The sequence below is a fragment of the Kitasatospora sp. NPDC004799 genome (assembly GCF_040609095.1).
GTDB lineage: Bacteria > Actinomycetota > Actinomycetes > Streptomycetales > Streptomycetaceae > Kitasatospora.
Genome location: NZ_JBEXJK010000069.1, coordinates 1 through 26,862 on the forward strand (window position 1 = coordinate 1; position 26,862 = coordinate 26,862).

The following is a 26,862-nucleotide window of genomic DNA, read 5'->3' on the forward strand; positions in this document are numbered from 1 at the left end:
CGCGCCGCCGAGCAGGGCCGGCCGCTCCTGCTCGCAGCGGGCCCGGTCCGCCGGCGCCGTGAGCGCGGCGTAGCGCGGGCAGCGGGTGCGGAAGACGCAGCCGGTGCGGCGCTCGGTGGGCGGGGGAGGGTCGCCGGCCAGCAGGACGCGGTCGCGGGCGCGCTCGGCGGCGGGGTCGGGGAGCGGGACGGCGGAGAGCAGGGCGCGGGTGTACGGGTGGCGGGGGCGGTCGAAGACGGCGGAGACCTCGCCCTGCTCGACCGTCCGGCCGAGGTACATCACGCTGACCCGGTCGGCGAGGTGCCGGATCACCGAGAGGTCGTGCGAGACGAAGAGGTAGGACAGACCCAGCTCGGCCTTGAGCGACTGGAGCAGGTTGAGCACCCCGGCCTGGATGGAGACGTCCAGCGCGGAGACCGGTTCGTCCAGCACCAGCAGCTCGGGCCGGACGGCGAGCGCCCGGGCGATCGAGACGCGCTGGCGCTGGCCGCCGGAGAACTGGTGCGGGTAGCGGACGGCGTGCTCCGGGTCGAGGCCGACCTGACGCAGCAGTTCGGGCACCCGGCGGGTGATCTCCTCGCGCGGGGCGCGCTGGGCGAGCAGCGGTTCGGCGACGATGTCGCCGACCGGCATCCGGGGGTCGAGGCTGGCCATCGGGTCCTGGAAGACGATCTGCACCCGGGCGCGGAGCCGGTGGGCCTCGGCCCGGGTGAGCGCGGCGGTGTCCCGGCCGAGCAGTTCGATCCGGCCGGTCTCCGGGGCGCCGAGCCGCAGCAGTTCGAACAGGGTGGTGGACTTGCCGGAGCCGGACTCGCCGACCAGGCCGAGGGTCTCGCCCTTGCGCAGGTCGAGGTCGACGCCGTCCACCGCGTACACCTCGCCGACCTTGCGCTTGAACACCGTGCCCTTGAGGAGCGGGAACGTCTTTCCGAGGCCGCTCACCGACAGCACCGGGGTCCGGTCGGAGCGGTCACCGGGGAGGGATGCCGGGGGCAGCTCGGGGACGGGGTAGACCTCGGCCGGCGCGGGCCGCCGCTCGGCGAGCTCCGCCGAGCGCACGCAGGCCGACAGATGACCGTTCGCGTGCTCCGGACCGCCCGCACTCGCCAGCACGGGCTCCGCCGTCGAGCAGCGCTCCTCCGCCAGCGGGCAGCGCGCCGCGAACGGGCAGCCCGGGGGCAGTTCGGCCATCGGCGCCGGGGTGCCGGGGATCGGCACGAGCGGACCGCCGCGCCCGTCCAGCCGGGGCAGCGCGCCGATCAGGCCGAGCGAGTAGGGGTGGTGCGGGGCCGCGAACAGCTCGTCCACCCCGGCCGTCTCGACCACCCGGCCGGCGTACATCACCGCGACCCGGTCGGCCGTCCCGGCGATCACCCCGAGGTCGTGGCTGACCAGGACGAGCGCCGCGCCGGTCTCCCGCTGGGCGGTGCGCAGCACGTCCAGCACCTGGGCCTGGATGGTGACGTCGAGCGCGGTGGTGGGCTCGTCGGCGAGCAGGAGGTCGGGTTCGTTGGCGACCGCCATGGCGATCATCGCGCGCTGGCGCATGCCCCCGGAGAACTCGTGCGGAAAGCTGTCCAGAGCCCGGTCGGGCGCCGGGATGCCGACCAGGTCGAGGAGTTCGGCGGCCCGGCGGCGCGCGGCGGCCTTGTCCACCCGCTGGTGGATCCGGACCGCCTCGGCGATCTGGTCGCCGATCCGGTAGACCGGGGTGAAGGCGGAGAGCGGGTCCTGGAAGACCATGGCGATCCGGCGGCCGCGGATCGCGGCGAGCTCCTTGCCGGGCAGCCCGACCAGTTCCCGGCCGTCCAGCCGTACCGAGCCGCTGACGCTCGCCGTGCCGGGCAGCAGCCCGAGCACGGACAGCGCGGTGACGGACTTCCCGGAGCCGGACTCGCCGACGATGCCGAGGGTCTCGCCGCGCCGCAGGGTGAGGTCCACCCCGCGGACGGCGGGGACCGGGCCGTCGGGCCCGGCGAAGTCCACCCGCAGGTCCCGGACGGCGAGCAGCGGGGTTTCGACGGTGGTGGTCACGGGCGCTTCCTACGGCTGGCAGGACGAGGGCTGCTGACGGGACGACGGTCACGACGGTCGCGACGGGAACGGCGCGAACGGCGGGACGACGCCCCGGAGGTGGGGTCGAGGGCGTCGCGCAGCCCGTCCCCGATCAGGTTGACGGCGAGGACGAAGACCACCAGCAGCCCGGCGGCGAAGTAGAACAGCCAGGGGAACACCGGGGCCTCGCTGGTCCCGGCGGCGAGCAGGGTGCCGAGCGAGACGTCCGGGGCCTTGACCCCGAAGCCGAAGTAGGAGAGCGCGGTCTCGCTCATCACGGCGCCGCCGACCGCGATGGTGGCGTCGATGATGAGGAAGGAGGCGACGTTCGGCAGGATGTGCCGGCTGATGATCCGCAGCGGCCGTACGCCCATGAACCGGGCGGCGCGGACGAACTCGCGCTCGCGCAGGGAGATGGTCATCGAGCGGACCACCCGGGCGGTGATCATCCAGTTGAACAGTGCGAGCAGCAGGACGAAGGCGATCCAGCCGGCGCTCTTCAGCCGGCCCGAGACGATGGTGATGATCAGGAAGGAGGGGAAGACCAGCAGCAGGTCCACCAGGAACATCAGCGTGCGGTCGGCCCAGCCGCCGAAGTAGCCGGCGCAGGCGCCGACCAGTGAGGCCAGCACGGTGGAGAACAGCGCCACCAGCAGGCCGATGACCAGCGACTTCTGCAGCCCCCGGACGGTCTGGGCGAACACGTCCTGGCCGACCCCGTTGGTGCCGAACCAGTGCTCGGCGGAGGGGGGTTGGTGCAGCGCGGAGAAGTCCGGGGCGGCGTAGTCCCAGGGCGTGAGGTAGGGCCCGCCGAAGGCGAGCAGGAACAGCAGCAGGACGAGGACGGCCCCGGCGACGGCGCCGCGGGCGGCGAGCAGCCGGCCGAGGACGAGCCGGCCGCGGCCGGTGGCCCGGGACGGGGTGGACCCGGCGTCCGGGGCGGAGGGCTCGGCGACGGTGGTGGTCATCTCAGGTCACCTCCGGTCAGGACCGCACGCGCGGGTCGAGGGCGGCGTGCAGGGTGTCGGCGAGGAAGCCGGAGGCGAGCACGACGACGGCGGTGAACAGGTTGACGGCCACCACGGAGTTGACGTCCTGTTCGTTGATCGACTGGATCAGCCACTCGCCCATGCCGTGCCAGCCGAAGATCGTCTCGGTGAAGATCGCGCCGGTGAAGATGCCCAGGAAGCTGTAGGCGAACATGGTCGACATCGGGATCACCGCGGTGCGCAGCCCGTGCCGGAGCAGCGCCTGCCGGCGGGTGAGCCCCTTGGCCTCGGCGGTGCGCAGGTAGTCGGAGCCGAGCACGTCGAGCATGGTGCCGCGCTGGTAGCGGCTGTAGGTGGCGAGGCCGCCGAGGGCCAGCGAGATCGTGGGCAGCAGCAGGTGCAGCGCCCAGTCGGCGAGGTGGGTGCCGAGGCCGCCGGTGAGCCCGGGGGTCTCGTAGCCGGTGAACGGGATGACGTCGTGGCCGGCCGCGTCCTTGGCGGCGATGGCGCCGTTCTTGAGGAACAGCGCGACCAGGAAGACCGGAGTGGAGAGCAGCACGAAGGACAGCACGGTGAGCAGCCGGTCGGAGAGCCGGTACTGGCGCACGGCGCTCCAGGCCCCGGCCGCGACGCCGAGGACCATGCCGAGCAGGCTGCCGATGAGCAGCAGCCGCAGCGAGACCCAGACCCGGCGGCCGAAGTCGTCGGTGACCGGGGTGTCGTGGATGGTCCGGCCGAGGTCGCCGTGGAGCAGCCCGCCGGCCCAGTGGCCGAAGCGCTCGACGACCGGGGTGCGGTCGTTCAGGTTGAGCGCGGTGAGCTGGCGTTCGACCGATTCGGCGGCCGGGCGGGGGACCTTGGCGTCGAAGTAGGTGCGCGGCTGCAGGGCGGTCGCGGATATCGCGTACGCCAGGAAGACGGCGGCGATCAGCAGCACCGCGTAGTAGCTCAGCCGCTTCGCCAGGTAGCGGAGCATCAACGGCCGCCCGTCACGGTGCGGGTGGGGCCGACGCGTCTGGTGGGCATCGGGTGGTGGCCTTCGGTCGGGGCCCGGTCGGGGCGTCAGGTGGTGTGGAGGTCGGGCGAGTCGGGAAAGCGCAGGTCAGAGTGAAGCACCGTGGCACTGAGGCGGTGTTGCGGCCATGTTGCCCCGCGTGACTTTTGGATCAGTTGTGCGCTCCTCCCCCTGGTGGCCGGTCTGATCCGCTGTTACGTTCTGCTCGCTCGGTGCCGAATTGGCTGCCCACGCTCAAGCCCCGTCACACCTCGCGCGCCCCGACCCGCGTCACCAATCCCAGGGGGACCCTCATGGACGCTTCCACCACGGCCCGCCGCCTCGGCCGGGCGACCGCCCTCGCCGTCGCCGTCGCGCTGGCGGTCACCGCGTGCAGTTCGGGCGGGGGAGGATCGGCCGACGTGGCGAAGAGCGCGCCGCCCGGGCAGGGCGCCAACGACCTCAACCCCAAGCCGGCGGACCAGGTCAAGGACGGCGGGGAGGTGCGCTTCCCGGCGTACCAGTGGATCAGCCAGTGGAACCCGCTGCAGGTGGACGGCTACTACGGCACCGCGGTCTCGATCATGCGCAGCCTGGAGCCCTCGCTCTTCAGCACGGACGCCGCCGGATCGTTCCTGCCCAACCCGGACTACCTGGTGGACGCCAAGGTCACCTCGACCTCGCCGCAGGTGGTCACCTACAAGCTCAACCCCAAGGCCAAGTGGTCGGACGGCAAGCAGCTCGGCTACGAGGACTTCAAGGCCACCTGGCAGACCGGCAGCGGCAAGGACCCGGCGTACAACGTCTCCGACCCGTCCGGCTACGAGCAGATCTCCGCGGTCGAGCAGGGCGCCGATCCGACCGAGGTGAAGGTCACCTTCGCCGAGCCGTACGCCGACTGGCAGAACCTGTTCCGCCCGCTGATGCCGGCGGCCGGCATCTCCACCCCGGATGACTTCAACAAGGGCTGGGTGGAGAAGATCCCGATCACCGCGGGCGCGCTGAAGGTCGGCACGGCGGACAAGACCGCGCAGACCCTGACCCTCGTCCCGGACCCGGCCTGGTGGGGCACCAGGGCCAAGGTCGACAAGATCACCTTCCGGGTGATGTCCCAGTCGGCGACGACCCAGGCGTACCTGAACAACGAGATCGACTACGCCGCGGCCGGCACCGCCACCGCGTACGGGCAGCTCAAGGACGCCAAGGACACGGTGATCCGCAGCGCCAGCCCGTGGGACGAGGTGCACATCTCCTTCGGCGGCTCGGGCGCGCTGGCCGACCAGAAGGTCCGGCAGGCGCTCGGCAAGGCGCTGGACCGCTCCGCGCTGATCAAGATCGCCAACAACGGGGTGCCGGTGGAGTTCAAGCCGCTCGGCAACCACATCTTCATGCCCAACCAGACCGGCTACCAGGACACCTCCGGCGAGTGGGCCAGGTTCGACCCGGCCGCCGCGAAGAAGCTGCTGGACGAGGCCGGCTGGAAGGAGGCCGGCAGCGGTCAGCCGCGCACCAAGGACGGCCGGCCGCTGGAGCTGCACTGGGTGCTCAACGACTCCACCCCGCAGGCCCAGATCGACCTGGCCACCGCGGCGGTGGCGATGTGGCAGGCGGCCGGGGTGAAGGTCAGCCTGGACAAGGTGCCCGCCAACGACTTCTTCACCAAGTACGTGAACCCGGGCAAGTTCGAGATCGCGAGCTGGCGCAACACCGACTCCTTCCCGCTGTCCAAGAGCCTGACCAACTTCCGGCTGCCGGTGGGCGACAACAGCTTCAGCAACCCCTCGCGGCTGGGCAGCCAGGAGATCGACGACCTGCTGAAGAAGGCGGCCGGGACGGTCGACCCGGCGGAGGCCGCGAAGCTCTACAACCAGGCGGACGCGAAGATCTGGGAGCTGGGCCACACCGTCGAGCTCTACCAGCGGCCGGAGGTGGTGGCGACCCGCAAGGGCCTGGCCAACTACGGCGCCTTCGGCCTGGCGGCGGAGGACTACAGCAAGATCGGCTGGGAGAAGTAGCCGCCGCCGGGGCGGAACGGGCCGGACGGCAGGCGCTGGCGAGCAGCGCGGTGATCACGAGGCCGGTGGCGCGGACGCGGGGGGATCGGCTCGGCCGCCCCCGCTGTCCCGCCACCCGCCTTGACCTTCCGCGTTGCCCGCAGGCCACCCGTGTCGTGGGGCCCGGCAGGGCCCGCGCTCTTCCAACCGGGGAAGAATCTAGCGGCGCTCCGGCCGGGTGCGAGGCAGCGCGCGGGGCGCGCCCGGAAACCCGCCGAGGTGTCACCCGGTTCGCGCACCGGAGCGTCAACTACGGCTGACGGCAAGGAAAAAAAGGGACATTCAGGTCCATAGTGCCGGGGCGTGCGGGCTTTCCGATGCGCCGCTGCGTGCACACTGTCGCGCCGGTGCGCGCACTGTGCCGTGCCGCTGCGTGCACCGGCGCCGGGCCGCTGCCAGGATGCGCGGGAGGCTCCCCCTCCGGATCCCTCCTGATCCCCGCTCGCACCCTCCCGCACCCCGGAGCAGCTCCGATGGCCAGTGACCCCGCCGCCGCGGCACCCCGCCGCACCCCCGTCGACCCGCCGCCGGTGCGCCGGATGGTCGCGCGCGACCGGCACGAGCCGCACCGGGTCGCCACCCCGCTGGAGCTCTTCTTCGACCTCTGTTTCGTGGTCGCGGTCGGCCAGGCCGGGCGCGAACTGGCCCACTCCCTCGCGGCCGGCCACTACGGCGAAGGCCTGCGCGGCTACGCGCTGGCCTTCTTCGCGATCTGGTGGGCCTGGATGAACTTCACCTGGTTCGCCTCCGCGTACGACGTCGACGACGTGCCGTACCGGGTCACCACGCTGGTGCAGATCGCCGGGGTGCTGATCCTCGCCGCCGGGGTGCCCCGGGTGTTCGCCGCGCAGGACCTGACCCTGGCGATCGCCGGGTACGTGGTGATGCGCCTGGCGATGGTCACCCAGTGGCTGCGCGCGGCCGCCAGCGAGCACGGCCTGGCGCGCCGGGTCGCGCTGGGCTACGCGGCCGGGATCACGTTCTGCCAGGCGGGCTGGGTGGTGGTGCTGTTCCTGCCGGAGGGTGCCCGGCCGTACGTCATCCCGATCGGGGTGCTGTGCGAGCTGGCCGTGCCGGTGGTCGCCGAGCTGCGGCTGCGGACCTCCTGGCACCCGCACCACATCGCCGAGCGGTACGGGCTGTTCACCCTGATCGTGCTCGGCGAGACGGTGGCGGCGGCGACCGTCGCGGTGCAGTCGGCGGTGGACGAGCACGAGGGGCTGGGCCGGCTGGTGCCGGTGGCGGTCGGCGGGCTGCTGATCTGCTTCTCGGCCTGGTGGATCTACTTCGCCCGGCCCGTCCACGAGCACCTGCGCTCCAACCGGCAGGCGCTGGTCTGGGGCTACGGGCACTACCTGGTGTTCGGCTCGGCGGCGGCGATCGGCACCGGGCTGGAGGTGGCGGTGGAGTCGGCGGTGCACAAGGCGCACATCTCCGAGACCGCCGCCACCGCGACCGTCACCGTGCCGACCGCGCTCTACCTGGTCACCGTCTGGTTCCTGCACTCCCGGCACACCAAGCGCGGCGCGGCGGCCCAGGCGGTGGCGCCGGTCGGGGCCGTGCTGGTGCTGGCCTGCACCGCGCTCGGCGGCTCCGGGGTGCTCGCGGCCGGCCTGGTCTGCGCGCTGATGGTGGCGGTGGGCGTGCTCATCCACGGCCTGGAGAGCCGGCGGGCGCAGGCCGGCTAGCCGACCCGCCCGAGCAGCACCGGCTCGTGCCGGGCCAGCCAGTCCAGGTAGGCCGGGTTGACCCTGGCCAGGTCCAGGTAGGCGGCCCGCAGCTCGCCGTACAGCGCGTCCAGCGCGGGCGGGCTGAGCACCCGCGGACGCCAGGTGAACAGCAGCCGGACGGCCAGCGGGTCCCCGTGCACCGGGCGGACCACCGTGCCGGGCCCGGGCAGTGAGGTCGGCTGGCAGGGGCGGACGGCCTCGCCGGAGGCGACCAGCTCGGCGGCGGTGGCGTTGTCCCGCACCTGCACCACCCGGGGGTTGAGCCCGGCCTCGCTGAACACCCGGCGCATCGCCGCGTACTCGTGGTCGGCGGTCGGGTCGACCATCCAGGTGTCCTCGGCGAGGTCGGCCAGGTGGACGACCGGCCGGGCGGCGGCCGGGTGCCCGGCGGCGAGCGCGACGAACTGCGGCTCCCGGGCCATCAGCACCCGCTGCTCGGCGTCCGGCGGCACCCGCAGCGGGAAGCCCTCGCTCTCGTAGACGAAGGCCACGTCCAGCTGGTCGGCGGCGACCATCCGCAGCAGCGCGCTGGCCGAGACGTCCACGTGGATGGTGGTGTCGGTGTCCGGCAGCCGCTCGTGCACCCGGCGCAGCCAGGCCGCGACCGCCCGGTTGCCGACGCTGCCGATCCGCAGCCGGTGCTGCCGGCCGGGCGCGGCCGACTCCCGGGCCTCCTGGCGGGCCGCGGTCACCAGGGCGGCCATCTCGGTGATCACCGGCCGGGCCCGGGAGAGCACCGAGTGGCCGAGCGCGGTGGGCCGACTGCCGGTCTGCTCGCGGGTGAACAGGGTGCCGCCGATGGCCCGTTCGATGCGGTGCAGCTGCGTGGTGAGGGAGGGCTGGGTCATGCCGAGCTGGAGCGCGGCCTTGCGGAGGCTGCCGGTATCGGCGATCGCGCACAGCACCCGGAGGTGTCTCACGTCGAGCTCCACGTCGGGAGCATAATCGCCACCGCGCCGCCTCGCCAAGGACATGACAGGCATTCAAGTGCAGGTCGACGATGGCGACGAGCGCGACCGGGGTGCGTGCCCGTCGGTGGACGGCCGCGGGGCGCGGAACCGGCGCGGCCCGGCGAGCGGATTCGGGACGGCGGGCGGGTTCGGGGCGGTGGGCCGCTCGGCCGGAATCAGGCGGCCCACCGCTCCGGGTACTTCCCCGCTCGGGAGCCTAGCCGCCGTCGGAACGGAATGCCAGGGGCACGATTGAGTCAAGGCGAGGAAAAGGGCGTCTCAATTCGGCGCTGCCGCAGGGGTATTGGACGGTGTTATCGCCGGTTGGCATCATCCGCGCACGCACCGGGTTGCCCGAAGCTCTGGGGACACCACCCGTTGACCAGGTGTTCCCCCGGGCCGGCCCCCAACCGGCCACTCACACCTCAGGAATCGGAGCCCCCACATGAAGCGATCCGTGCTGTCCGCCACCCTCGGCCTCGCCCTCGCGGCCGGCCTCGCGGTCCTGCCCACCACCGCCGCCGCCGCGGCGCCGGCCGCCCCGGCCGTGCAGGGCTACACCGCCACGACCTACGCCGGCTCGGCCGAGGAGGCCGCCAACAACCAGGCCTTCTTCCAGGCCGTGATGACCTCCGCCAAGGCCAAGCAGGCCGCCAACCCCGGCCTGGCGGTCGTCACCGTCACCTACGACGCCAGCTCCGCCCCGAGCTTCCGCAACCAGATATCCCAGTCCGCGCAGATCTGGAACAGTTCGGTCGCCAACGTCAAGCTGCAGTCCGGCTCGGCGGCCGACTTCCGCTACTACGAGGGCAACGACAGCCGCGGTTCGTACGCCAGCACCGACGGCCACGGGCGCGGCTATGTCTTCCTCGACTACCAGCAGAACCAGCAGTACAGCTCGGTGCGCGTGGTGGCGCACGAGACCGGGCACGTGCTCGGCCTGCCGGACCACTACAGCGGCCCGTGCAGCGAGCTGATGTCGGGCGGCGGCCCCGGCACCTCCTGCACCAACCCGTACCCGAACAGCACCGAGCGCAGCCGCGTCAACTCGCTCTGGGCGCGCGGCTGACCCGAGCGGTGAGCGCCCCGGACCGGTCGCCTCGGCGCGGCCGGTCCGGGGCATCGCCGTTTCCGGGCGTTGCGGGTTCCAGGCGCCGTGCCGCCGCTGCCGGGCGTTGTCGGTGCCGCGTGCGAGCATGCGGGCGAGAAGCCGTCCGCCCCGACCGCCAGGAGCCACCGCCATGTCCCGTGCCGTCCCCGACCGGCTCGCCGACCTCCCGTACGCCGAGCTGCTGCGCCCGCACACCGGGCCGCTGCGCAGCGACGAGCGGTACGACACCGCGCACTTCGACGGCGGCGAGCACGCCGACGAGTCGGGCGCCGGGGCGGCCTTCCTGGAGTGCGCCTTCACCGGCGTCGCGCTCAGCGGGGTCAAGCTGCGCCAGGCCCGGTTCAACGAGGTGTGGGTGCAGGCCGGCCGCTGGGTCGCCTGCGACCTGAGCGACTCCGAGTGGCAGGACAGCTCCTTCGTCGGCGGGGTGCTCGCCGGGGTCGCCGCCTACGGCTCGGCGCTGCGCCGGGTGGTGTTCCGGGGCTGCAAGCTGGAGGCGGTCAACCTGCGCTCGGCCGTGCTGCGGGACGTGGTCTTCGAGGACTGCCTGCTGCGCGACGTCGACTTCGGCGAGGCGAAGCTGACCGGGGTGTCCTTCCCCGGTTCCACGCTGGAGGAGGTCCGGCTGCGCGGCGCGGTGCTGAGCCGGACGGACCTGCGCGGGGCCGTCCGGCTCGGCCTGGCCGACGGCCACCAGGGCCTGCGCGGCGCGGTCATCAGCTCCACCCAACTGCTGGAGCTGGCACCGCAGTTCGCCCACGCCCTGGGGATCGAGGTCAAGGACCGCTGAGCCCCCGGAGCGTGGGCCGCCGACCGGCGCTACGACCAGGGGGAGGACGGGAACCAGATGTAGCCGAGCCGGCCCAGGAGCCGCAGGTCCCAGTACACGACGGTGAAGACCCCGGCGACCAGGAAGGCCGCGGCGGTCAGCGCGCTGATCCGGGCGGGCCCGGCCGCCAGCCGGCGCTGCAGCCGGCCGCCCACCCCGTAGGTGAGCACCACGAACAGCAGCGCCATGACCGCGATGTTGCCGACCGACTGCAGCAGGAACGCGCCGGCGCCGTAGAGCGGGTTGTGGGTGTTGGCGGCGTGCCGGAAGAGGTCGCGGAAGAGCGGGTACGGCCGGCCCACCAGGAAGCCGCCGATCAGGGCGCCGACGAGCACCAGCGGTGCGTTCGGGAAGCGGCGGGAGAGCCCGGCCAGCGGGTCCCGGACCAGGCCGAGGGCGGCCAGGCCGAGCACGATCATCACGAGCCCGATCAGGCCGAAGGTCGTCATCGCCTGGATCGACCGGGGCGTCAGGCCCTTGCTCGCCGCCGTCGAGAACTGCGGCAGGTGCGTGCCGACCAGTCCGACCAGGGCGCCGTAGCCGGCGGAGACCGGGGCCATGCCCACGAAGATCCAGCCCAGCGGCCGGGCGACGTGCCGCAGCCGGCCTCGCAGCGAGGGCGTCTGGCCGAGCAGCGGGCCGACCGCGCCGAAGGCCGCGATGTTGCAGGCGGTGAACGAGCCGGCCAGGCCGGTGACGAAGGCGAACAGGATGCCGGAGAGCACCCCGGTGATCGGGGTGCCGTGGGCACTGTGCCCGAGCAGGGCGTCGGCGCTGCTGAAGCCGATCTCGTCGTCGACCAGCTTGGCGTTCCAGGCGTACGCCAGCAGGACTCCGCCGGCGGCGCTGAGCAGCAGGGTGAGCCAGCGGCGCCGGGGGAAGTCCCCGGTGACGAACAGTGAGGTGCGGGCGGCGGGGCGGGGCGGGGCCTGGTCGGCCAGGGCGTTCGGCTGATCCGACGCGAAAGTGCTCATGGCGGTGTCTCTCTTCGGCAGGGGACCGGTGCGCGAGCGCTGACATCCTGCCGGTGCGGCCGGGCGGCCGCTTCTTCCGCCGTGCTGCCCTGCCGGCCCGCCGCCGGATGGCGCCGCCCCGCCCGGCGGCGCCGTCCGGAGCGGCTCGGTCCTCGCGGCCGTAGCCGGAGCGGTCTCAGTCCTCCCGGCCGTAGCCGGAGTCGACGATCCGCTTCGCCCCCGCGGCGTAGTAGCCCGGGTCCTCGGGGAGTTCGGTGGCCAGGCCGTCGACGTACCGGTTGTACATGCAGAACGCGGCGGCGATCAGCACGGTGTCGTGGATCTCGGTGTCACCGGCGCCGGCCGCGCGGGCCGCGGCCACCGCCTCCTGGGAGACCGGCCCGACCTTCCCCTGCACCTCCGCCGCGATCCGCAGCAGGGCCCGCATCCGCTCGGTGAGCGGCGCGGCCGCGGGGTCGTCCAGGGCCGCCTGCACCAGTTCCTCGCCCCCGTCCAACTGGGCCGCGGCGAAGGCGCTGTGGGCGCCCGTGCAGAAGCGGGTGCCGTTGAGCCGGGAGACGTAGGCGGCGACCAGCTCGCGCTCGCCGCGGCTCATCGGGGCCGGGGCCCGCAGCAGTGCGTCGGCGAGCATCCCCAGCGGGCCCGCGGTGTCCGGACGCAGTGTCAGCAGGCCGCTGATTCCCGGCAGTCCGTTGTCGATGGCGATGTGCGGCACGGTGCGCTCCCTCGGCTGGAAGGTCGGAAGGACGGGCGACGCCCCATCCTCACGAGCGCCGGGCCGGACCGCCAACTCCGAGCTTGCCCTGCGGCCCGATCCGGCCACTCCGGGCGCTCCGGGCGCTCAGCCGAACGGGCCCCGGGGGAACCACGGGTCGTGGACCTCCCGGGGCCCGTCCGGGGTCAGCAGGGTGAGGCTGTGGGCGCCGGAGGCGTACTCGGCCAGCTGGACCGCGCCGTGCCGGGTCTCCAGTTCGGCCTGGACGGGCACCGGCAGCTTGGTCAGCGCCCGCCGCAGCTGGAGGGCGTCGCGCCGGCTGACCGGCTGGGGCGAGCGCAGCACCAGCCGCAGCGGGCTGAGCGGCCCGGCCACCGGCACCCCGCTGCCCAGCTCGTAGCCGACCGCGCCGATCGGGCCCCAGGGCAGCCGGTGGTCCGCGACCAGCCGGTCGACCTCCGGCAGCAGGGCCAGCGCCGGGATGCCGGCCAGCCGCTCGGGGGCCAGCCGCTCGCGCCGTTCGACGAGCTGCTCGGGCCGCAGCGTGCGGGCCACCGCCGCCCAGGGGGCCAGCGCGTCCAGCCGCTGCCCGGGGCGCGGGCCGCGCACGGTCACCGGGAACCACAGTTCGGGCGCCGCCTCCGGGTCCCGGGTGCAGCGCTGGGGGTGCGGCAGGTCCACCGGGTTGCCGACCACGGCGGGTGCCCGGCCGACCGTCACCCAGGGGTGCGCCCGCAGCACCGCCCGTGCCCAGTCCGGCAGTTCACCGCCCGCGAGGGGCCGCAGCGAGCTGGGGCACTGCATCAGCAGCAGGTCGTGGGCGCCGGGCAGCCGCCCGTCCAGCGCGGCCAGTGGGCCGACCCGCCGGCGCGGTCCGTCGTGCAGGTCCTCGGCGGTGCGCCGGGCGTGGCTTCCGGGATGGGCGACGGTCACAGCGGGCTCCAGAGGGTGGCGTCGATTTTCGCCGACGGCCCCACTGTGCGCCCGTCCGGAGGCCCGGGGCTACGGCCGTTGGGCGCCCCCACCAGGGACCAAAGGCTCAAGGTGCGCCCGTGGGCACCCGGTGTGAGAGTGGGGGCAGCCCGGTATTCCGACCTTCCGTCCATTCCGTTTGGAGGAGTCATGGGCATCTTCGACAGGTTGTTCCACCGGCCGCAGCACGCGTCCGAGGCGCAGGAGGCCGCCCAGCGCGCCGCCCTCGCCCACGACGAGGCCGCCGACGCGTACAGCAACGAGGTCGAGCGCACCCGGGACCAGCAGGAACGGCTCGCCCAGGAGGAGGCTGACCGGCGTGCCGCCGAGAACATGACCTCCGAGGGCGACCCCTGGGGCTGAGCGGCGCCTCCTGATCCCGCTGAGCGGCGACCCCTGACCCCCGGAACTCGAGTTCGGGGGTCAGCCCGTGCGGGGCGGCAGCGGCGGGCGGCGCAGGTCCGGCCGGGGCGTGGACTCCGGCGGGGGTTCCGCGGCGGGCGTGTCCTCCAGCAGCTCCAGGGCCAGCCGGACGGCCGCGGCCAGCTCCGGGTGGCGCCCCCGGGCCCAGTCGCCCGGGGTGCGCAGCACGTGCACGTCCGGCTCGACGCCCCGGTTCTCCACCGACCAGCCGAGCCCGCCGCCGAACCAGGAGGCGTTCTTCGGCACCGAGATCTGGGTGCCGTCGCCGAGGGTGTGCCGCCCGGTCATCCCGACCACCCCGCCCCAGGTGCGGGTGCCGAGCACCGGGCCGAGCCCGAGCAGCTTGATCGCCGCGATGATCACGTCGCCGTCCGAGCTGGTGGCCTCGTCGGCCAGCGCCACCAGCGGTCCGCGCGGCGCGTGCCGGGGCCAGCGCACCGGTCGGCGGTCCCGGCTGAAGTCCCAGGCCAGGACCTGCCGGGAGAGCTTCTCCAGCACCAGTTCGGAGACGTTGCCGCCGGCGTTGCCGCGGACGTCCAGCACCAGCGCGGGCTTGTCCAGCTCGCGCCGCAGATCCCGGTTGAACTGCGCCCAGCCGGAGCCGCCGAGGTCCGGGATGTGCAGGTAGCCGCACCGCCCGTCGCTGAACTCCCGGACCAGGGCGCGCCGTTTGACCACCCAGTCCTGGTAGCGGATCGGCCGCTCGTCGGTCAGCGGGGTGATCACGATCCGCCGCACCGGGCCGTCCGGGCCGGTGCGCAGGGCCAGTTCCAGGGTCGTGCCGCCGGTGCCGGCCAGCAGCGGCAGCGGTCCGCGCCGCGGGTCCACCGGGCGGCCGCCGACCTCCAGGACCTCGTCGCCGTCCCGGACGCCCTGGGCGGCCAGCGGGGCGCGGGCGCGCGGGTCGGAGGTCTCGCCGGGCAGCACCCGGCGGACCAGCCAGCGGCCGTCGGGGGAGCGGTGGGCGTTGGCGCCGAGCAGGCCGAGCGGCTGCTGGGCGAGCGTGGGGCCCTCGGCGCGCCGGGAGGGGGTGACGTAGGCGTGCGAGGTGCCGAGTTCGCCGAGCAGTTCGCGCAGCAGGTCGGCGAAGTCGTCGGGGGAGCAGACCCGGTCCAGCAGCGGCTCGTACTGGGCGACCAGCGCGGGCCAGTCCAGGCCGGACATCCGCTCGTCCCAGAACTGGTCGCGGACGATCCGGGCGGCCTCGTGGTAGGCCTGGCGCCATTCGGCGGCCGGGTGCACGGTGTGGGTGATCCGGCGCAGGTCGACGGTGGTGCCGGCGGCGGGGGCGGTGACCGGGACCACCCGCAGCGTCCCGGCCGAGTAGACCGCGATCGAGCCGCCGTCCCCGGAGACGGCGTAGCCGTCCAGCTTGTCGACCAGCGTGCTGCGGGTGCCCCGGGCCAGGTCGAAGTGCTCCAGTGAGGGGCGCCCCGAGGTGTCCTCCGGGCTGGCGAAGGTCTGGCCGAGGGTGCCGGAGATCGGCCAGCGCAGCCAGACCAGGCCGCCGCGCACCGCGTCGGTGGCCGAGTACTTGGAGGCGATCACCGGGAACTGCAGCAGCCGCTCGCCGATGCCCTCCGGGTCGACCCGGACGGTGCCGTCGCCGCCGCCGTCGCCGCGCGGGGCGCCGTCCTCGGCCGGGGCGGCGAACGGCGAGGGGGTGTCGGCGGCGAGCGGGACGAGGTACGGGCGGCAGCCGAGCGGGAAGGAGAGGTCGCCGGTGTGCACGTCGTGGACCGGGTCGAAGCCGCGCCAGGACAGGAAGACCAGGTAGAGCCCGTCCCGGGTGAACACCGGCTGCTCGTCCTCGAACCGGCCGTCGGTGACGTCGGTGGTCGCGGCGGGCGCGTCGGCACGGGTGAGCCGGATGCGGCGCAGCGAGCGCCCGGCGACCGGCTCGGACCAGGCGATCCAGTGCGAGTCGGGGGAGAAGCGGGCGCTGGAGACCGGCCCGTAGCCGGAGGCGGCCAGTTCGCGCACCTCGCCGTCGGCGGCGGAGACCAGCAGCAGCCGTCCGTCCGAGGTGGTGGCGGCGAGCCGGCCGCCGTCGGGGGAGGCGGTGAGCTCCAGGACGCGGCCGATCCGCCCGGCGGCGAGCACCCGGTGGCGGTGCTTCTCCGCCCCGGGGTGGCCCGGCGCTTCGGCGTGCCCGGGCAGCGGCACCACCTCGATCGCGTCGGCGCCCTCGGCGTCGGTGATCCAGGCCGCCTCGCCGGTGTGCCCGAGCACCACCGGCAGCCGGGTGCGCACCCCGGGGGTGTCGGCGAGCACGCGGGCCGGGCCGTCCTTGTGGGTGAGCCAGTACTGGCTGCCGCGCACGGTGACCACCCCGGCCCGGCCGGTCTGGTCGCAGGCGAGGTCCTTGACCTGGCTCGCGGCGTTGACCTGGTACGGGCGGCGGCCGGCCCGGGCGCCGCCGAGCGGGACGTGCAGCCGGCGCGGGGCGGGGGCGTCCAGGCCGTCCAGCAGCCAGAGGTCGCCGGCGTGCTGGTAGACGATCCGGGTGCCGTCGGTGGCGGCCTCGCGGGCGTAGTAGGAGGCGTGGTCGGTGTGCCGGCGCAGGTCGGTGCCGTCCGGGCGGCAGGAGTAGACGTTGCCGATGCCCTCGTGGTCGGAGAGGAAGGCGATCCGCCCGCCGACCGGCATCGGTGCGGCGAGGTGCCCGGTGTGCCCGGCCAGGATCCGCTCGCCGTCCACCCAGAGCCGGCCGGTGGCGCCGCCCCGGTAGCGCTTCCAGGCGGCCGGCTCGTGCGGGGCGGTGCCGGTGAGCAGGACGGTCCGCTCGCGGCTCATCTGGGCGTCGCCGACCGGCCCCCAGGGCATCCGGCGGCTCGGGGAGCCGTCCGGCGGCAGCGCGTGCGCCCAGGTGTAGTGGCCGAAGGGCTCGTGGTAGGAGGTGACGGCCAGCACCTCGCCGTCCGGCAGCCAGCCGCGCACCCGGGTGTCCTGGCTGCCCCAGAAGCTGAGCCGGGTCGCCTGGCCGCCCTCGACCGGGGCGGTCCACACCTCGGGGGTCAGGGCGAGCCAGCTGGTCCAGGCGAGGGTGGTGCCGTCGGGGGAGAAGCGGGGGTGGCTGACCCGGGTGCGGTCGCAGCCGACCCGCCAGGCGCGGCCGGTGGCGGCGCCGCCGGGGTCCAGCGGGGCGACCCAGACGTCGTCCTCGGCGGTGAAGGTGAGCAGGCCGCCGTGCAGGTGGGGGTGGCGGAGGTAGCCGGGCGGGGTCACCCCTCCATCCTTCGACGGGGTGTCACCGCCAGCAACCGGAGGACGGGTCCCACCCGCTCACCTCCGGGGGCGCGAACCGGTCTGGACCATTGACACCGTGCGGCCGGATCCACTTCAGTGGTCTAGTCCAACTTGGGTGCCAGGCCGGGCCGTTCCCCCCACTGGCGCGTGCTCCGGCGTGCCCTCGGACGTCCCCCACGACCGCGCCATCGCAGGAGCACCCGCATGCGCAGATCCCTACCCGCCCACCGTCGTGCCGCGCTCGCCGCCGGCACCGCCTCCGCCGTCGCCGCGGCCGCCCTGGTCGGTGTCACGCTGGGCCTGGCGCCCGCCGCCTCGGCCGGCGAGTTCCTGGTCAACGGCGGCTTCGAGTCCGGCTCGCTCGGCCCCTGGAGCTGTGCCGCCGGCTCCGGCAGCGTCGTCACCGCCCCGGTGCACAGCGGCGGGCGCGCGCTCGCCGCGGCCGCCACGGCCGGCGACACCGCGCAGTGCGCCCAGACCGTCACCGTCGCCCCGAACACCACCTACACGCTCAGCGCCTTCGTCAACGGCTCGTACGTCTACCTGGGCGTGGACGGCGGCGGTCCGAGCACCTGGACGCCGGGCACCGGCGGCTCCTACCAGAAGCTCAGCCTCAGCTTCACCACCGGTGCGAACCAGACCAGCGCCACCGTCTACACCCACGGCTGGTACGGCCAGGGCACCTACTACGCGGACGACGTCTCGCTGGACGGACCGGGCGCGCCCAGCCCGACGCCCACGCCCACGGCCACCGCCTCGCCCACCGCCACCGCCTCGCCGACCGCGACCCCGACCGGGACGCCCACGGGCACCCCGACCGGGACGCCGACGGGCACGCCCACCAACCCGCCGGCCGGCAGCCACGCCCTGGTCGGCTACCTGCACGCGAGCTTCGCCAACGGCGCCGGGTACACCCGGATGGCCGACGTCCCGAACTCCTGGGACTTCATCAACCTGTCCTTCGGCGAGCCGACGTCCGTCACCTCCGGCGACATCCGCTTCAACCGCTGCCCGGCCGCCGAGTGCCCGGGCGTCGAGTCGGACGAGGAGTTCAAGGCCGCCATCGCCGCCAAGCGCGCCCAGGGCAAGAAGGTGCTGATCTCGATCGGCGGCCAGAACGGCCAGGTCCAGCTGACCAGCACCGCCGCCCGGGACGCCTTCGTCGCCTCGGTCTCGGCGATCATCGACAAGTGGGGCCTGGACGGCCTGGACGTCGACTTCGAGGGGCACTCGCTCTCCCTCAACACCGGTGACACCGACTTCAGGAACCCGACCAGCCCGGTCATCGTCAACCTGATCTCCGCGCTGAAGACCCTCAAGGCCAAGTACGGCCAGGGCTTCGTGCTGACCATGGCGCCGGAGACCTTCTTCGTCCAACTCGGCTACCAGTACTACGGATCCGGCCCCTGGGGCGGCCAGGACCCGCGCGCCGGGGCGTACCTGCCGGTCATCCACGCGCTGCGCGACGACCTGACCCTGCTGCACGTCCAGGACTACAACTCCGGCTCCATCATGGGCCTGGACAACCAGTACCACTCGATGGGCGGCGCCGACTTCCACGTCGCGATGACCGACATGCTGCTCAAGGGCTTCCCGGTGGCGGGCAACGCCAACAACGTGTTCCCGGCGCTGCCCGCCTCCAAGGTCGCCATCGGCATGCCGGCCACCACCAACGCGGGCAACGGGTACGTCGCCCCGGCCGAGGTGAACAAGGCGCTGGACTGCCTCACCAAGCTGGCCAACTGCGGGACGTACGTGCCGCGTTCGGGCGCGCAGCCGAACCTGCGCGGGCTGATGACCTGGTCGATCAACTGGGACCGGTTCGGCGGCCAGGAGTTCTCCAGGAACTTCAACGGCTACTTCGGCCGCTGAACCTGAGGCCCGACGGCCCGACGGCCCGACGGCCCGACGGCCCGACGGCTCGGAGGCCCGACCGCCCGCGGGGCCGTGCTTGAACCTGACACCGGTGTGAGGTCCAAGCATGGTCCCCATGGCGACCACACAGCTCCCGACCCCGGTACCCCCCAAGCCCTTCCCCCTGTCGGCCCTGCTCGCCCTGGCCACCGCCGTCTTCGTCACCGGTCTCACCGAGAACCTGCCCGCCGGCGTGCTGCCCGGGATGAGCGAGGCGCTCGGCGTCAGCGAGTCCGCGGCCGGGCAGACCGTCACCGTCTACGCGATCGGCTCCGCCGTCACCGCGATCCCGCTCAGCGCGGCCACCGCCGGCTGGGGCCGCAAGCGGCTGCTGCTCACCGCGATGGCGGGCTTCGCGGTGGCGAACACCGTCACCGCGGCCTCCACCAGCTACCCGCTCACGCTGGCGGCCCGCTTCCTCGCGGGCGTCGCGGCCGGCCTCGCCTGGGCCCTGCTGGCGGGGTACGCGCGTCGGCTGGTGCCGGTCGAGCAGCAGGGCCGGGCGATGGCGGTGGCGATGGCCGGGGTGCCGGTGGCGCTGTCGCTGGGAGTGCCGGTCGGCACCTTCCTCGGGCAGGTGCTCGCCTGGTGGGTGCCCTTCCTGGCCATGACGGCACTGGCGGTCGGCGTGATCGGCTGGATCGCGGCGCTGCTGCCCGACCAGCCGGGGCAGTCGGCCGGTGAGCGGGTACCGGTCCGGGACGCGCTCACCGTGCCCGGCGTACGGCCGGTGCTCACCGTGACGGTGCTCTACGTGCTCGCGCACACCATCCTGTTCACCTACATCGCGCCCTTCCTGGACCGGGCCGGCCTCGGCGACGCCACCGGCACCGTGCTGCTGGTCTTCGGGCTGGCCTCGCTGGGGAGCGTCTGGCTGATCGGAGCCCACATCCACCGCCGGCTGCGGCAGCTGACGATCGGCGGCGCGCTGCTGGTCGCGCTGACCGCGGCCGTCCTCGCCCTGTGGTCCGGCAACGCGCCGCTGGTGTACGTCGCGGCGCTGTTCTGGGGCCTGGGCTGGGGCGGCGCCCCGACCCTGCTCCAGACCGCCCTCGGCGACGCGGGCGGGGAGCGGGCGGACGCCGCCCAGGCCGTCCTGGTGACCCTGTGGAACGCGGCGATGGCGGGCGGGGGCGTGGTCGGCGGCCTGGTCCTGAGCGGCCTGGGCACCGGTGCGCTGCCCTGGACGGTGCTCGCGCTGATGCTCCCCGTCCTCGCCGTGGCCACCGCCGCCCGCCGCCACGCCTTCCCCCCGGTGCGCGGCCAGGGCCCGTCCGGGTCCTAGCGGGCCAGCTCCCGCTTCACCGCCTCGACCACCTCGGGGGACGCCTTCGCCAGGGAGCCCGACGCGTACGGCGGCTGCGGGTCGTACTCGATCAGCAGCTGGATCGCCTGGGCGGTGGTGTCCCCGGTGATCCGGCCGGCCAGCGTCAGCGCGAGGTCGATGCCGGCCGAGACCCCGGCGGCGACGGCGTACTTGCCGTCGATGACGACCCGCTCGGTCCCGGTCGGCTCCGCCCCGTACTCGGCCAGCCGGTCCAGGACGCTCCAGTGGGTGGTGGCCCGGCGGCCCTTGAGCAGCCCGGCGGCGCCCAGGATCAGCGAGCCGGTGCAGACCGAGGTGGTCCAGGTGGTGGTCGCGTCCACGCGGCGCAGCCAGTCGAGCACGGCCGGGTTCGTCAGCTGGGCCTGCGTCCCGGGCCCGCCGGGCACCAGCAGCAGGTCGGCCGAGTCCACCTCGTCCAGGGCGGCGTCCGCGGTGACCGCCAGGCTGCCGACGTCGTTGCGCACCGGCCCCCGTTCGGCGGCGGTGAACACCACCTCGGCGCCGGGGATCCGGGACAGCACCTCGTACGGGCCGACCGCGTCCAGGGTGGTGAACTCGGGGTAGAGCAGGATGGCGATGCGCATCAGGGTCCTCCGGTGGGTTCGGGTCGGAAGCGGCGTCGGTACTCGGCGGGCGGGGCGGCCAGGGCCCGGACGAAGGCGCGCCGCATCGCCTCCGGGGTGCCGTAGCCGCAGTGACGGGCGATCTCCTCGACGCCGTCCTCGGTGTCCTCCAGCAGTCGCCGGGCGGCCTCCAGCCGGACCCCGTCCACGTACCGGCCCGGGGGCACCCCGACCTCGGCGGCGAAGGCGCGGGCGAAGTGCCGCGGCGACAGCGCCGCCCGGCGGGCCAGCTCCCCGACCGAGAGGTCGGCCTCCGGGTGCTCGGCGATCCACCGCTGCACCTCGCGCAGCGGCTGCCGGGCCGCCACCTGGGCGGCCAGCTGGGCGCTGAACTGGGCCTGGTTGCCCGGCCGGCGCAGGAAGACCACCAGGTGGCGGGCGACCACCAGGGCCGTCTCGCGTCCGAGGTCCTCCTCCACCAGGGCCAGTGCCAGGTCGATCCCGGCGGTGACCCCGGCCGAGGTGGCGATCCGCCCGTCCCGGACGTGGATCGGGTCCGGGACCACCTCGACGTCCGGGTGCCGCCGGGCCAGCGCCTCGCAGTGCGCCCAGTGGGTGGTCGCCCGGCGCCCGGACAGCAGCCCGGCCTCGGCGAGCAGGAAGGCCCCGGTGCACACCGACACCACCCGCTCGGCCCGTCCGGCCAGGTCCCGGATCCGGGTCACCAGGGCCGGGTCCCGGTGCCGGGTGCCCTCCCCGCCGGGAACCAGCAGGGTGTGCACCGGCCCGGCGTCGGCGAGGTCGGCGTCCGGGAGCAGCCGCAGTCCGCTGGAGGCCCGCACCGGACCGCCGCCCGGTGCGGCGGTGGTCACCCGGTACGCGTCCGGCCGCCCGGAGGCGGCGCACGCTCCGGTGAACACCTCCACCGGCCCGGTCACGTCGAGGCTCTGCACGCCGTCGTAGAGGACGACGAGCACGCTGCGTCCTGTCATGCGACCAGCCTGTCAGCGGGCCGTGGTGGCAGCAATGACCTGCTTCCCACCTTTCCTGCCATCCACGGGAGGCGTACGCCAGGCCGTCGGAAGGCCAGGACGCGGGAAAGGCCGGAAAGGCTGGAAACGCCGGAAGGCCCTCCGCTCTCGCGAAGGGCCTTCCGGCTGTCTGTGCGCCGCCAGGGACTCGAACCCCGGACCCGCTGATTAAGAGTCAGCTGCTCTAACCAACTGAGCTAGCGGCGCCTGCTGACGTGGAGAACATTACCTGGTCAGCAGCCGAAACTCACAATCGGCCCGGGCCGGGGAGCCCGGTGCGCTCACATGGTCAGCACCACCTTGCCCCGGACGTGCCCGGCGGCGACCAACCGGTGGGCCTGGGCGACCCGCTCGATCGGGAACGCGTCCTCGACCTCCAGCCGCAGCCCGCCGGCCTCCCAGAGCTCCACCAGCTCGGCCAGCCTCCCGGCCGTCCGCTCGCCGCGCAGCCCCCGGACGCCCAGCCGCTCGGCGCCCGGATAGTCGACCACGGTGCCGATCCGGTTCCGGTCGGCGACCAGCTCGACGGAGGCCTCCAGGGCGCCCCGCCCGGCGGCGTCGAAGGCCGCGGTCACCCCCTGCGGCGCCACCGCCCGGACCCGCTCGACCAGCCCCTCGCCGTACACGACCGGCACCGCGCCCAGCTCCCGCAGGTACCCGTGGTTGCGCTCGCTCGCGGTGCCGATCACCGTGGCGCCCCAGGCCCGGGCCAGCTGGACGGCGACGGTGCCGACCCCGCCCGCGGCGCCGTGCACCAGCACGGTGTCGCCCGGGCCGACGCCCAGCTGCATGAGCGCCAGGTGCGCGGTCTGGCCGGAGGCGGAGAGCGAGCCGGCGTGCTCCCACGGCATCCCGGCGGGCTTCGCCACCAGCCGGTCGGCGTCCACGGTGACCCGGTCGGCTTGGCAGCCCAGCACCCGGAAGCCCAGCACCTCGTCCCCGACCCGCCAGTGGCCGGCGTCCGGGCCGAGGGCGTCCACCACCCCGGCGAACTCGTTGCCGAGGACGAACGGCGGCTCGACCGCCAGCCCCGGCGGACGGAAGCCCTCGCGGATCGCGAGGTCCACCGGCTGCACCCCCGCCGCGTACACCCGGACCCGCACCTCGCCCGGCCCGGGCTCCGGGTCGGGCACCTCCGCGACCCGCAGGACCTCCGGACCGCCGTTCCCCGTCACGGTGACCGCCTTCATGCCTGTTCCCACCCCTTCTCGATCCTGCTCGGACCCGGTCGGACCCGATCGAACCCGGACGGCATCCGTTCGGATTCCGCCCGGACCCGTTCGAACCCCTGATCCTCGTGATCCTTCCGGTGCCGACGATCCTCGGACCTGAAGTGCGCTTGAGGTCAAGCCGTTGTTCAGCGTGTCGACACCGATGGGCGCATTGTCAGATTTATCCTGGACGGCGCTCAGCCGACCGTCGTCGAGAGGAACCTTCCCGTGGGCCAGCTGCCCCTGTTCTTCCTGGTGCTGCTCGCCTCCGTGGTGACCATGCCGCTCGGGCGGAAGACCGGAGTACCGCAACCGGTGCTGATGACCCTGCTCGGCATCGTGATGGCGCTCGTCCCGCAGATCCCGGACGTCACCATCGAGCCCGAGCTGATCCTCCCGCTGGTCCTGCCGCCGCTGATCTTCGCGGTGGCCCGACGTTCCTCGGTGCGCTACTTCAAGGCCAACGCCCGCTCGATCCTGCTGCTGGCGGTCGCCCTGGTGGTGGTCACCACGGTCGCCGTGGCCGGCACCGTGCACTGGCTGCTGCCGGCCCTGCCGCTGGCCGCCGCCATCGCGGTCGGCGCGCTGGTCTCCCCGCCCGACCCGGTCGCCGCCGTCGCGGTGGCCGGCAGCGTCGGGCTGCCCCGCCGCCTGGTGGCGATCCTGGAGAGCGAGGGGCTGTTCAACGACGTCACCGCGATCGTCATCTACTCGCTGTCCATCGAGGCGATGGTCAGCGGCGACTTCTCGGCCGGCCACGCGGTGCTGCGCTTCGTGCTGTCCGCGGTGCTGGCCGTGGTGGTCGGCGTCGCGCTCGGCTGGGTCAACACCAAGCTCGCCGAGCGCCTGGACGACCCGACCCAGCAGGTCGCGCTCAACCTGCTGGTGCCCTTCGCCGCCTACTCGCTGGCCGAGGAGATCCACGGCTCCGGCGTGCTCGCGGTCGTGGTCTGCGCGCTCTACCTCGCCGAGCGGGCCTCCGACGCGGACGCCGTCTCCTACCGCCTGGTCGGCAACGCCTTCTGGGAGGTGGTCGAGATCCTGATCACCGGCGTCGCCTTCGGCCTGATCGGCCTGGAGCTGGCCACCGTGCTCAAGGAGGCCGGCAACGGCTGGACCGGCTTCCTCGGCGACGCCGCCGTGGTCATCGCGGTGGTCGTGCTGGTCCGGCTGCTCTGGCTGCTGCCGGCCGGCTGGCTGTCGAAGAAGCTGCGGTCCGGCGACGACGAGGACACGCCGTTCAGCTGGAAGGAGAGCGTGATCCTCTGGTGGTCCGGCATGCGCGGCGTGGCCACCGTCGCCCTGGCGCTCGCCATCCCGCTCACCCTGCACTCCGGCGAGGACTTCCCCGAGCGCGGCCGACTGGTCTTCATCGCCTTCAGCGTGGTGCTCTTCACCCTGCTGGTGCAGGGCCTGACCCTGCCCTGGCTGGCCAAGCGGTTCGAGCTGGACATCGACCAGGACAAGCACGAGCAGGCCGTGCGCCGGCTCTGGTGGCGGGCCGCCAAGGCCGGGCTCCGGCGGCTCGGCGAGCTGGAGGAGCAGGACCGGCTGCCCGCCGAGGTCGCCGACCGGCTGCGGGACCGTCAGCACGACCGGCTGGCCCGGCTCTGCCCGGAGAACTACGCCGAGGAGGAGGCCGCCGAGGCCAAGCTGCGGATGGCCCAGTGGCGGGCCGCCCGGGACGTCGAGCAGGAGATGATCGCCGCCTCCCGGCGCGAGATGCTCGCCGCCCGCAGCGAGCTCGGCGCCGATCCGGAGCTGGTCGACCAGGTGCTGCGCGGACTCGACCTGCGGTCCGAGCGGAAGTGACGGACCGTCCGCGCCCACGGGGCGGAATGTCCGGGACCTGCTCCGGGGTTGCATAGGCTGAACCCGGGCAGGCCGCCAACGGAGTCGGCACACCACCAGTACCCGCACGACCTCGGCGACCCTCACGCCTGGCCCTGCCGGTTTCTGCACCCAGATGAATCGAGGACCCACCGATGTCGGAGACCCGCGCCGACGCCCGCACCCCGCTGGACCGCACCCCGCAGTGGGCCGCCCTGGCCAAGCACCGGGCCGAACTGGGCGACACCCACCTGCGTGACCTGTTCGCCGCCGACCCGGAGCGCGGCCGCCGCCTCACCCTGCAGGTCGGCGACCTGCACGTGGACTACGCCAAGCACCTGGTCACCGACGAGACGCTGGAGCTGCTGCGCGAGCTGGCCGCCGCCACCGGCGTCGCCGAGCTGCGGGAAGCGATGTTCCGCGGCGAGAAGATCAACAACACCGAGCACCGGGCGGTCCTGCACACCGCGCTGCGCGCCCCGCGCGGCGCCGTGATCGAGGTCGACGGCGAGAACGTGGTGCCCGCGGTGCACGCCGTCCTCGACCGGATGGCCGCCTTCGCCGACCGGGTCCGCAGCGGCGAGTGGAAGGGCCACACGGGCAAGCCGATCCGCACCGTCGTCAACATCGGCATCGGGGGCTCCGACCTCGGCCCGGCGATGGCCTACGAGGTGCTCCGCTCGTTCACCAAGCGCGACCTCGACGTCCGCTTCGTCTCCAACGTGGACGGCGCCGACCTGCACGAGGCGGTCCGCGACCTCGACCCGGCCGAGACGCTGTTCATCGTCGCCTCGAAGACCTTCACCACCATCGAGACCATCACCAACGCGGTCTCCGCCCGGGACTGGCTGCTCGGCGGCCTGGGCGCCGGCACCGAGGCGGTGGCCAAGCACTTCGTCGCGCTGTCCACCAACGCCCAGGGCGTGCAGGACTTCGGCATCGACACCGCCAACATGTTCGAGTTCTGGGACTGGGTCGGCGGCCGCTACTCCTACGACTCGGCGATCGGCCTCTCGCTGATGATCGCGATCGGCCCGGACGCCTTCCGCGAGATGCTGGACGGCTTCCACCTGGTCGACGAGCACTTCCGCACCGCCCCGGCGGAGGAGAACGTCCCGCTGCTGCTCGGCCTGCTCGGCGTCTGGTACGGCGCGTTCTTCGACGCCCAGGCACACGCGGTGCTGCCCTACTCGCACTACCTGTCCAAGTTCACCGCCTACCTCCAGCAGCTGGACATGGAGTCCAACGGCAAGTCGGTGACCCGCGACGGCACCCCGGTGGACTGGCAGACCGGCCCGGTGGTCTGGGGCACCCCCGGCACCAACGGCCAGCACGCCTACTACCAGCTGCTGCACCAGGGCACCAAGGTCATCCCGGCCGACTTCATCGGCTTCGCCGAGCCGGTCGCCGACCTGCTCCCCGGCCTGGTCGCCCAGCACGACCTGCTGCTGGCCAACTTCTTCGCCCAGACCCAGGCGCTGGCCTTCGGCAAGACGCCGGAGGAGGTCGTGGCCGAGGGCGTGCCCGCCGAGCTCGTCCCGCACAAGACCTTCAAGGGCAACCACCCGACCACCACCATCCTGGCCGGCGCGCTGACCCCGTCGGTGCTCGGCCAGCTGGTCGCGCTGTACGAGCACAAGGTGTTCGTCCAGGGCGCGGTCTGGAACATCGACTCCTTCGACCAGTGGGGCGTCGAGCTGGGCAAGGTGCTCGCCAAGCGGATCGAGCCGGTGCTGCTCACCGGCGAGGGCACCGAGCAGCTGGACAGCTCCACCGCCGAGCTGGTCGCCCGGTACCGGGCGCTGCGCGGACGCTGAGCGCGGCCGGGCCGTCCGCTCCGGCGGGCGGCCCGGTTCGCCGGGGCCCTGGATCTGTTCGGGTCCCTCGGGTGTTCGGCCCGGAAACGCCGGAAGGGCCTTAGCGCGAGCGGAGGGGCTTGCG

The 26,862-nt window shown here is 73.9% G+C and carries 20 protein-coding genes and 1 tRNA gene; 9 read left to right on the plus strand and 12 right to left on the minus strand.

Annotated features, from left to right (window positions below; all coding sequences use genetic code 11):
- The 3 genes from ABZW03_RS12070 to ABZW03_RS12080 form a co-directional block, all read right to left on the minus strand.
- A partial coding sequence (locus ABZW03_RS12070) for an ABC transporter ATP-binding protein (RefSeq protein WP_355255412.1) occupies window positions 1–2,034 on the minus strand: 2,034 nt, incomplete at its 3' end.
- Window positions 2,031–3,023, minus strand: a complete 993-nt coding sequence (locus tag ABZW03_RS12075; protein ID WP_355255415.1) for an ABC transporter permease — start codon at window positions 3,021–3,023, stop codon at window positions 2,031–2,033. The genes ABZW03_RS12075 and ABZW03_RS12070, both read right to left, overlap by 4 nt.
- A 16-nt stretch (window positions 3,024–3,039) precedes the next feature.
- Window positions 3,040–4,020 (minus strand): ABC transporter permease, encoded by a 981-nt coding sequence (locus tag ABZW03_RS12080; protein ID WP_355255418.1) that lies wholly within the window; start codon window positions 4,018–4,020, stop codon window positions 3,040–3,042.
- A gap of 332 nt (window positions 4,021–4,352) precedes the next feature.
- Between ABZW03_RS12080 and ABZW03_RS12085 the strand changes: the two genes are divergently transcribed.
- Window positions 4,353–6,053 (plus strand): ABC transporter family substrate-binding protein, encoded by a 1,701-nt coding sequence (locus ABZW03_RS12085; RefSeq protein ID WP_355255421.1) that lies wholly within the window; start codon window positions 4,353–4,355, stop codon window positions 6,051–6,053.
- Between the two features lie 512 nt (window positions 6,054–6,565).
- Window positions 6,566–7,780 carry a low temperature requirement protein A gene (locus ABZW03_RS12090; RefSeq protein WP_355255424.1) on the plus strand — a complete coding sequence of 405 codons (1,215 nt, stop codon included), beginning with the start codon at window positions 6,566–6,568 and terminating at the stop codon, window positions 7,778–7,780.
- On the opposite strand, the gene ABZW03_RS12095 is transcribed toward ABZW03_RS12090, so the two are convergent.
- Window positions 7,777–8,754, minus strand: coding sequence for a LysR family transcriptional regulator (locus ABZW03_RS12095; RefSeq protein ID WP_355255427.1), 978 nt, complete (start codon window positions 8,752–8,754; stop codon window positions 7,777–7,779). The two genes, ABZW03_RS12090 and ABZW03_RS12095, sit on opposite strands and share 4 nt — an antisense overlap.
- Before the next feature lie 463 nt (window positions 8,755–9,217).
- On the opposite strand from ABZW03_RS12095, the gene snpA reads away from it, so the two are divergent.
- Window positions 9,218–9,841, plus strand: a complete 624-nt coding sequence (gene snpA, locus ABZW03_RS12100; protein WP_355255430.1) for a snapalysin — start codon at window positions 9,218–9,220, stop codon at window positions 9,839–9,841.
- A 172-nt stretch (window positions 9,842–10,013) separates the two neighbouring features.
- On the plus strand, window positions 10,014–10,673 hold the full coding sequence (locus ABZW03_RS12105) for a pentapeptide repeat-containing protein (protein WP_355255432.1): 660 nt from the start codon (window positions 10,014–10,016) through the stop codon (window positions 10,671–10,673).
- A 29-nt stretch (window positions 10,674–10,702) separates the two neighbouring features.
- Here the strand turns inward: ABZW03_RS12105 and ABZW03_RS12110 are convergent, their stop codons facing one another.
- From ABZW03_RS12110 to ABZW03_RS12120, 3 genes are all read right to left on the minus strand, one after another.
- On the minus strand, window positions 10,703–11,686 hold the full coding sequence (locus ABZW03_RS12110) for a hypothetical protein (RefSeq protein WP_355255435.1): 984 nt from the start codon (window positions 11,684–11,686) through the stop codon (window positions 10,703–10,705).
- Between the two features lie 175 nt (window positions 11,687–11,861).
- Window positions 11,862–12,401, minus strand: a complete 540-nt coding sequence (locus ABZW03_RS12115; RefSeq protein ID WP_355255438.1) for a carboxymuconolactone decarboxylase family protein — start codon at window positions 12,399–12,401, stop codon at window positions 11,862–11,864.
- 126 nt (window positions 12,402–12,527) lie between these two features.
- Window positions 12,528–13,334, minus strand: a complete 807-nt coding sequence (locus tag ABZW03_RS12120) for a phosphoribosyl-dephospho-CoA transferase MdcG domain-containing protein (protein ID WP_355255441.1) — start codon at window positions 13,332–13,334, stop codon at window positions 12,528–12,530.
- Window positions 13,335–13,523: 189 nt separating this feature from the next.
- Here ABZW03_RS12120 and ABZW03_RS12125 point away from each other — a divergent pair, with 189 nt between their 5' ends.
- Window positions 13,524–13,736, plus strand: a complete 213-nt coding sequence (locus ABZW03_RS12125; protein WP_355255444.1) for a hypothetical protein — start codon at window positions 13,524–13,526, stop codon at window positions 13,734–13,736.
- A 60-nt stretch (window positions 13,737–13,796) separates the two neighbouring features.
- On the opposite strand, the gene ABZW03_RS12130 is transcribed toward ABZW03_RS12125, so the two are convergent.
- Entirely contained in the window at window positions 13,797–17,024 is a 3,228-nt protein-coding gene (locus ABZW03_RS12130) for a S41 family peptidase (protein ID WP_355255447.1), read from the minus strand.
- Between the two features lie 225 nt (window positions 17,025–17,249).
- Between ABZW03_RS12130 and ABZW03_RS12135 the strand changes: the two genes are divergently transcribed.
- Together ABZW03_RS12135 and ABZW03_RS12140 are read left to right on the plus strand one after the other, a co-directional pair.
- Window positions 17,250–18,917: a glycosyl hydrolase family 18 protein gene (locus ABZW03_RS12135; RefSeq protein WP_355255450.1), complete on the plus strand. Its 1,668-nt coding sequence runs from the start codon at window positions 17,250–17,252 to the stop codon at window positions 18,915–18,917.
- A 118-nt stretch (window positions 18,918–19,035) separates the two neighbouring features.
- Window positions 19,036–20,244 (plus strand): MFS transporter, encoded by a 1,209-nt coding sequence (locus tag ABZW03_RS12140; protein WP_355255453.1) that lies wholly within the window; start codon window positions 19,036–19,038, stop codon window positions 20,242–20,244.
- Here the strand turns inward: ABZW03_RS12140 and ABZW03_RS12145 are convergent.
- From ABZW03_RS12145 to ABZW03_RS12160, 4 genes are all read right to left on the minus strand, one after another.
- On the minus strand, window positions 20,241–20,870 hold the full coding sequence (locus ABZW03_RS12145; protein WP_355255456.1) for a DJ-1/PfpI family protein: 630 nt from the start codon (window positions 20,868–20,870) through the stop codon (window positions 20,241–20,243). The two genes, ABZW03_RS12140 and ABZW03_RS12145, sit on opposite strands and share 4 nt — an antisense overlap.
- The gene (locus ABZW03_RS12150; RefSeq protein WP_355255459.1) at window positions 20,870–21,841 is read right to left on the minus strand and encodes a GlxA family transcriptional regulator; all 972 of its coding nucleotides are present in this window, start codon (window positions 21,839–21,841) and stop codon (window positions 20,870–20,872) included. The genes ABZW03_RS12145 and ABZW03_RS12150 overlap by 1 nt, the downstream gene beginning before the upstream one ends.
- A 172-nt stretch (window positions 21,842–22,013) precedes the next feature.
- Window positions 22,014–22,087: transfer RNA gene (locus ABZW03_RS12155), tRNA-Lys, on the minus strand.
- 74 nt (window positions 22,088–22,161) lie between these two features.
- On the minus strand, window positions 22,162–23,070 hold the full coding sequence (locus ABZW03_RS12160; protein ID WP_355255461.1) for an NADP-dependent oxidoreductase: 909 nt from the start codon (window positions 23,068–23,070) through the stop codon (window positions 22,162–22,164).
- Window positions 23,071–23,319: 249 nt separating this feature from the next.
- Here ABZW03_RS12160 and ABZW03_RS12165 point away from each other — a divergent pair, with 249 nt between their 5' ends.
- Window positions 23,320–24,903: a Na+/H+ antiporter gene (locus tag ABZW03_RS12165; RefSeq protein ID WP_355255464.1), complete on the plus strand. Its 1,584-nt coding sequence runs from the start codon at window positions 23,320–23,322 to the stop codon at window positions 24,901–24,903.
- Between the two features lie 173 nt (window positions 24,904–25,076).
- The gene (pgi, locus tag ABZW03_RS12170) at window positions 25,077–26,738 is read left to right on the plus strand and encodes a glucose-6-phosphate isomerase (protein ID WP_355255467.1); all 1,662 of its coding nucleotides are present in this window, start codon (window positions 25,077–25,079) and stop codon (window positions 26,736–26,738) included.
- Window positions 26,739–26,862: the final 124 nt, after the last annotated feature.

What these genes read in the sequence shown, in the direction of transcription:
- ABZW03_RS12075 (WP_355255415.1), bottom strand. Translation starts at nt 3,023, where the DNA reads ATGACCACCACCGTCGCCGAGCCCTCCGCCCCGGACGCCGGGTCCACC.
- ABZW03_RS12080 (WP_355255418.1), bottom strand. Translation starts at nt 4,020, where the DNA reads ATGCTCCGCTACCTGGCGAAGCGGCTGAGCTACTACGCGGTGCTGCTG.
- ABZW03_RS12085 (WP_355255421.1), top strand. Translation starts at nt 4,353, where the DNA reads ATGGACGCTTCCACCACGGCCCGCCGCCTCGGCCGGGCGACCGCCCTC.
- ABZW03_RS12090 (WP_355255424.1), top strand. Translation starts at nt 6,566, where the DNA reads ATGGCCAGTGACCCCGCCGCCGCGGCACCCCGCCGCACCCCCGTCGAC.
- snpA (WP_355255430.1), top strand. Translation starts at nt 9,218, where the DNA reads ATGAAGCGATCCGTGCTGTCCGCCACCCTCGGCCTCGCCCTCGCGGCC.
- ABZW03_RS12105 (WP_355255432.1), top strand. Translation starts at nt 10,014, where the DNA reads ATGTCCCGTGCCGTCCCCGACCGGCTCGCCGACCTCCCGTACGCCGAG.
- ABZW03_RS12110 (WP_355255435.1), bottom strand. Translation starts at nt 11,686, where the DNA reads ATGAGCACTTTCGCGTCGGATCAGCCGAACGCCCTGGCCGACCAGGCC.
- ABZW03_RS12125 (WP_355255444.1), top strand. Translation starts at nt 13,524, where the DNA reads ATGGGCATCTTCGACAGGTTGTTCCACCGGCCGCAGCACGCGTCCGAG.
- ABZW03_RS12135 (WP_355255450.1), top strand. Translation starts at nt 17,250, where the DNA reads ATGCGCAGATCCCTACCCGCCCACCGTCGTGCCGCGCTCGCCGCCGGC.
- ABZW03_RS12140 (WP_355255453.1), top strand. Translation starts at nt 19,036, where the DNA reads ATGGCGACCACACAGCTCCCGACCCCGGTACCCCCCAAGCCCTTCCCC.
- ABZW03_RS12145 (WP_355255456.1), bottom strand. Translation starts at nt 20,870, where the DNA reads ATGCGCATCGCCATCCTGCTCTACCCCGAGTTCACCACCCTGGACGCG.
- ABZW03_RS12150 (WP_355255459.1), bottom strand. Translation starts at nt 21,841, where the DNA reads ATGACAGGACGCAGCGTGCTCGTCGTCCTCTACGACGGCGTGCAGAGC.
- ABZW03_RS12160 (WP_355255461.1), bottom strand. Translation starts at nt 23,070, where the DNA reads ATGAAGGCGGTCACCGTGACGGGGAACGGCGGTCCGGAGGTCCTGCGG.
- pgi (WP_355255467.1), top strand. Translation starts at nt 25,077, where the DNA reads ATGTCGGAGACCCGCGCCGACGCCCGCACCCCGCTGGACCGCACCCCG.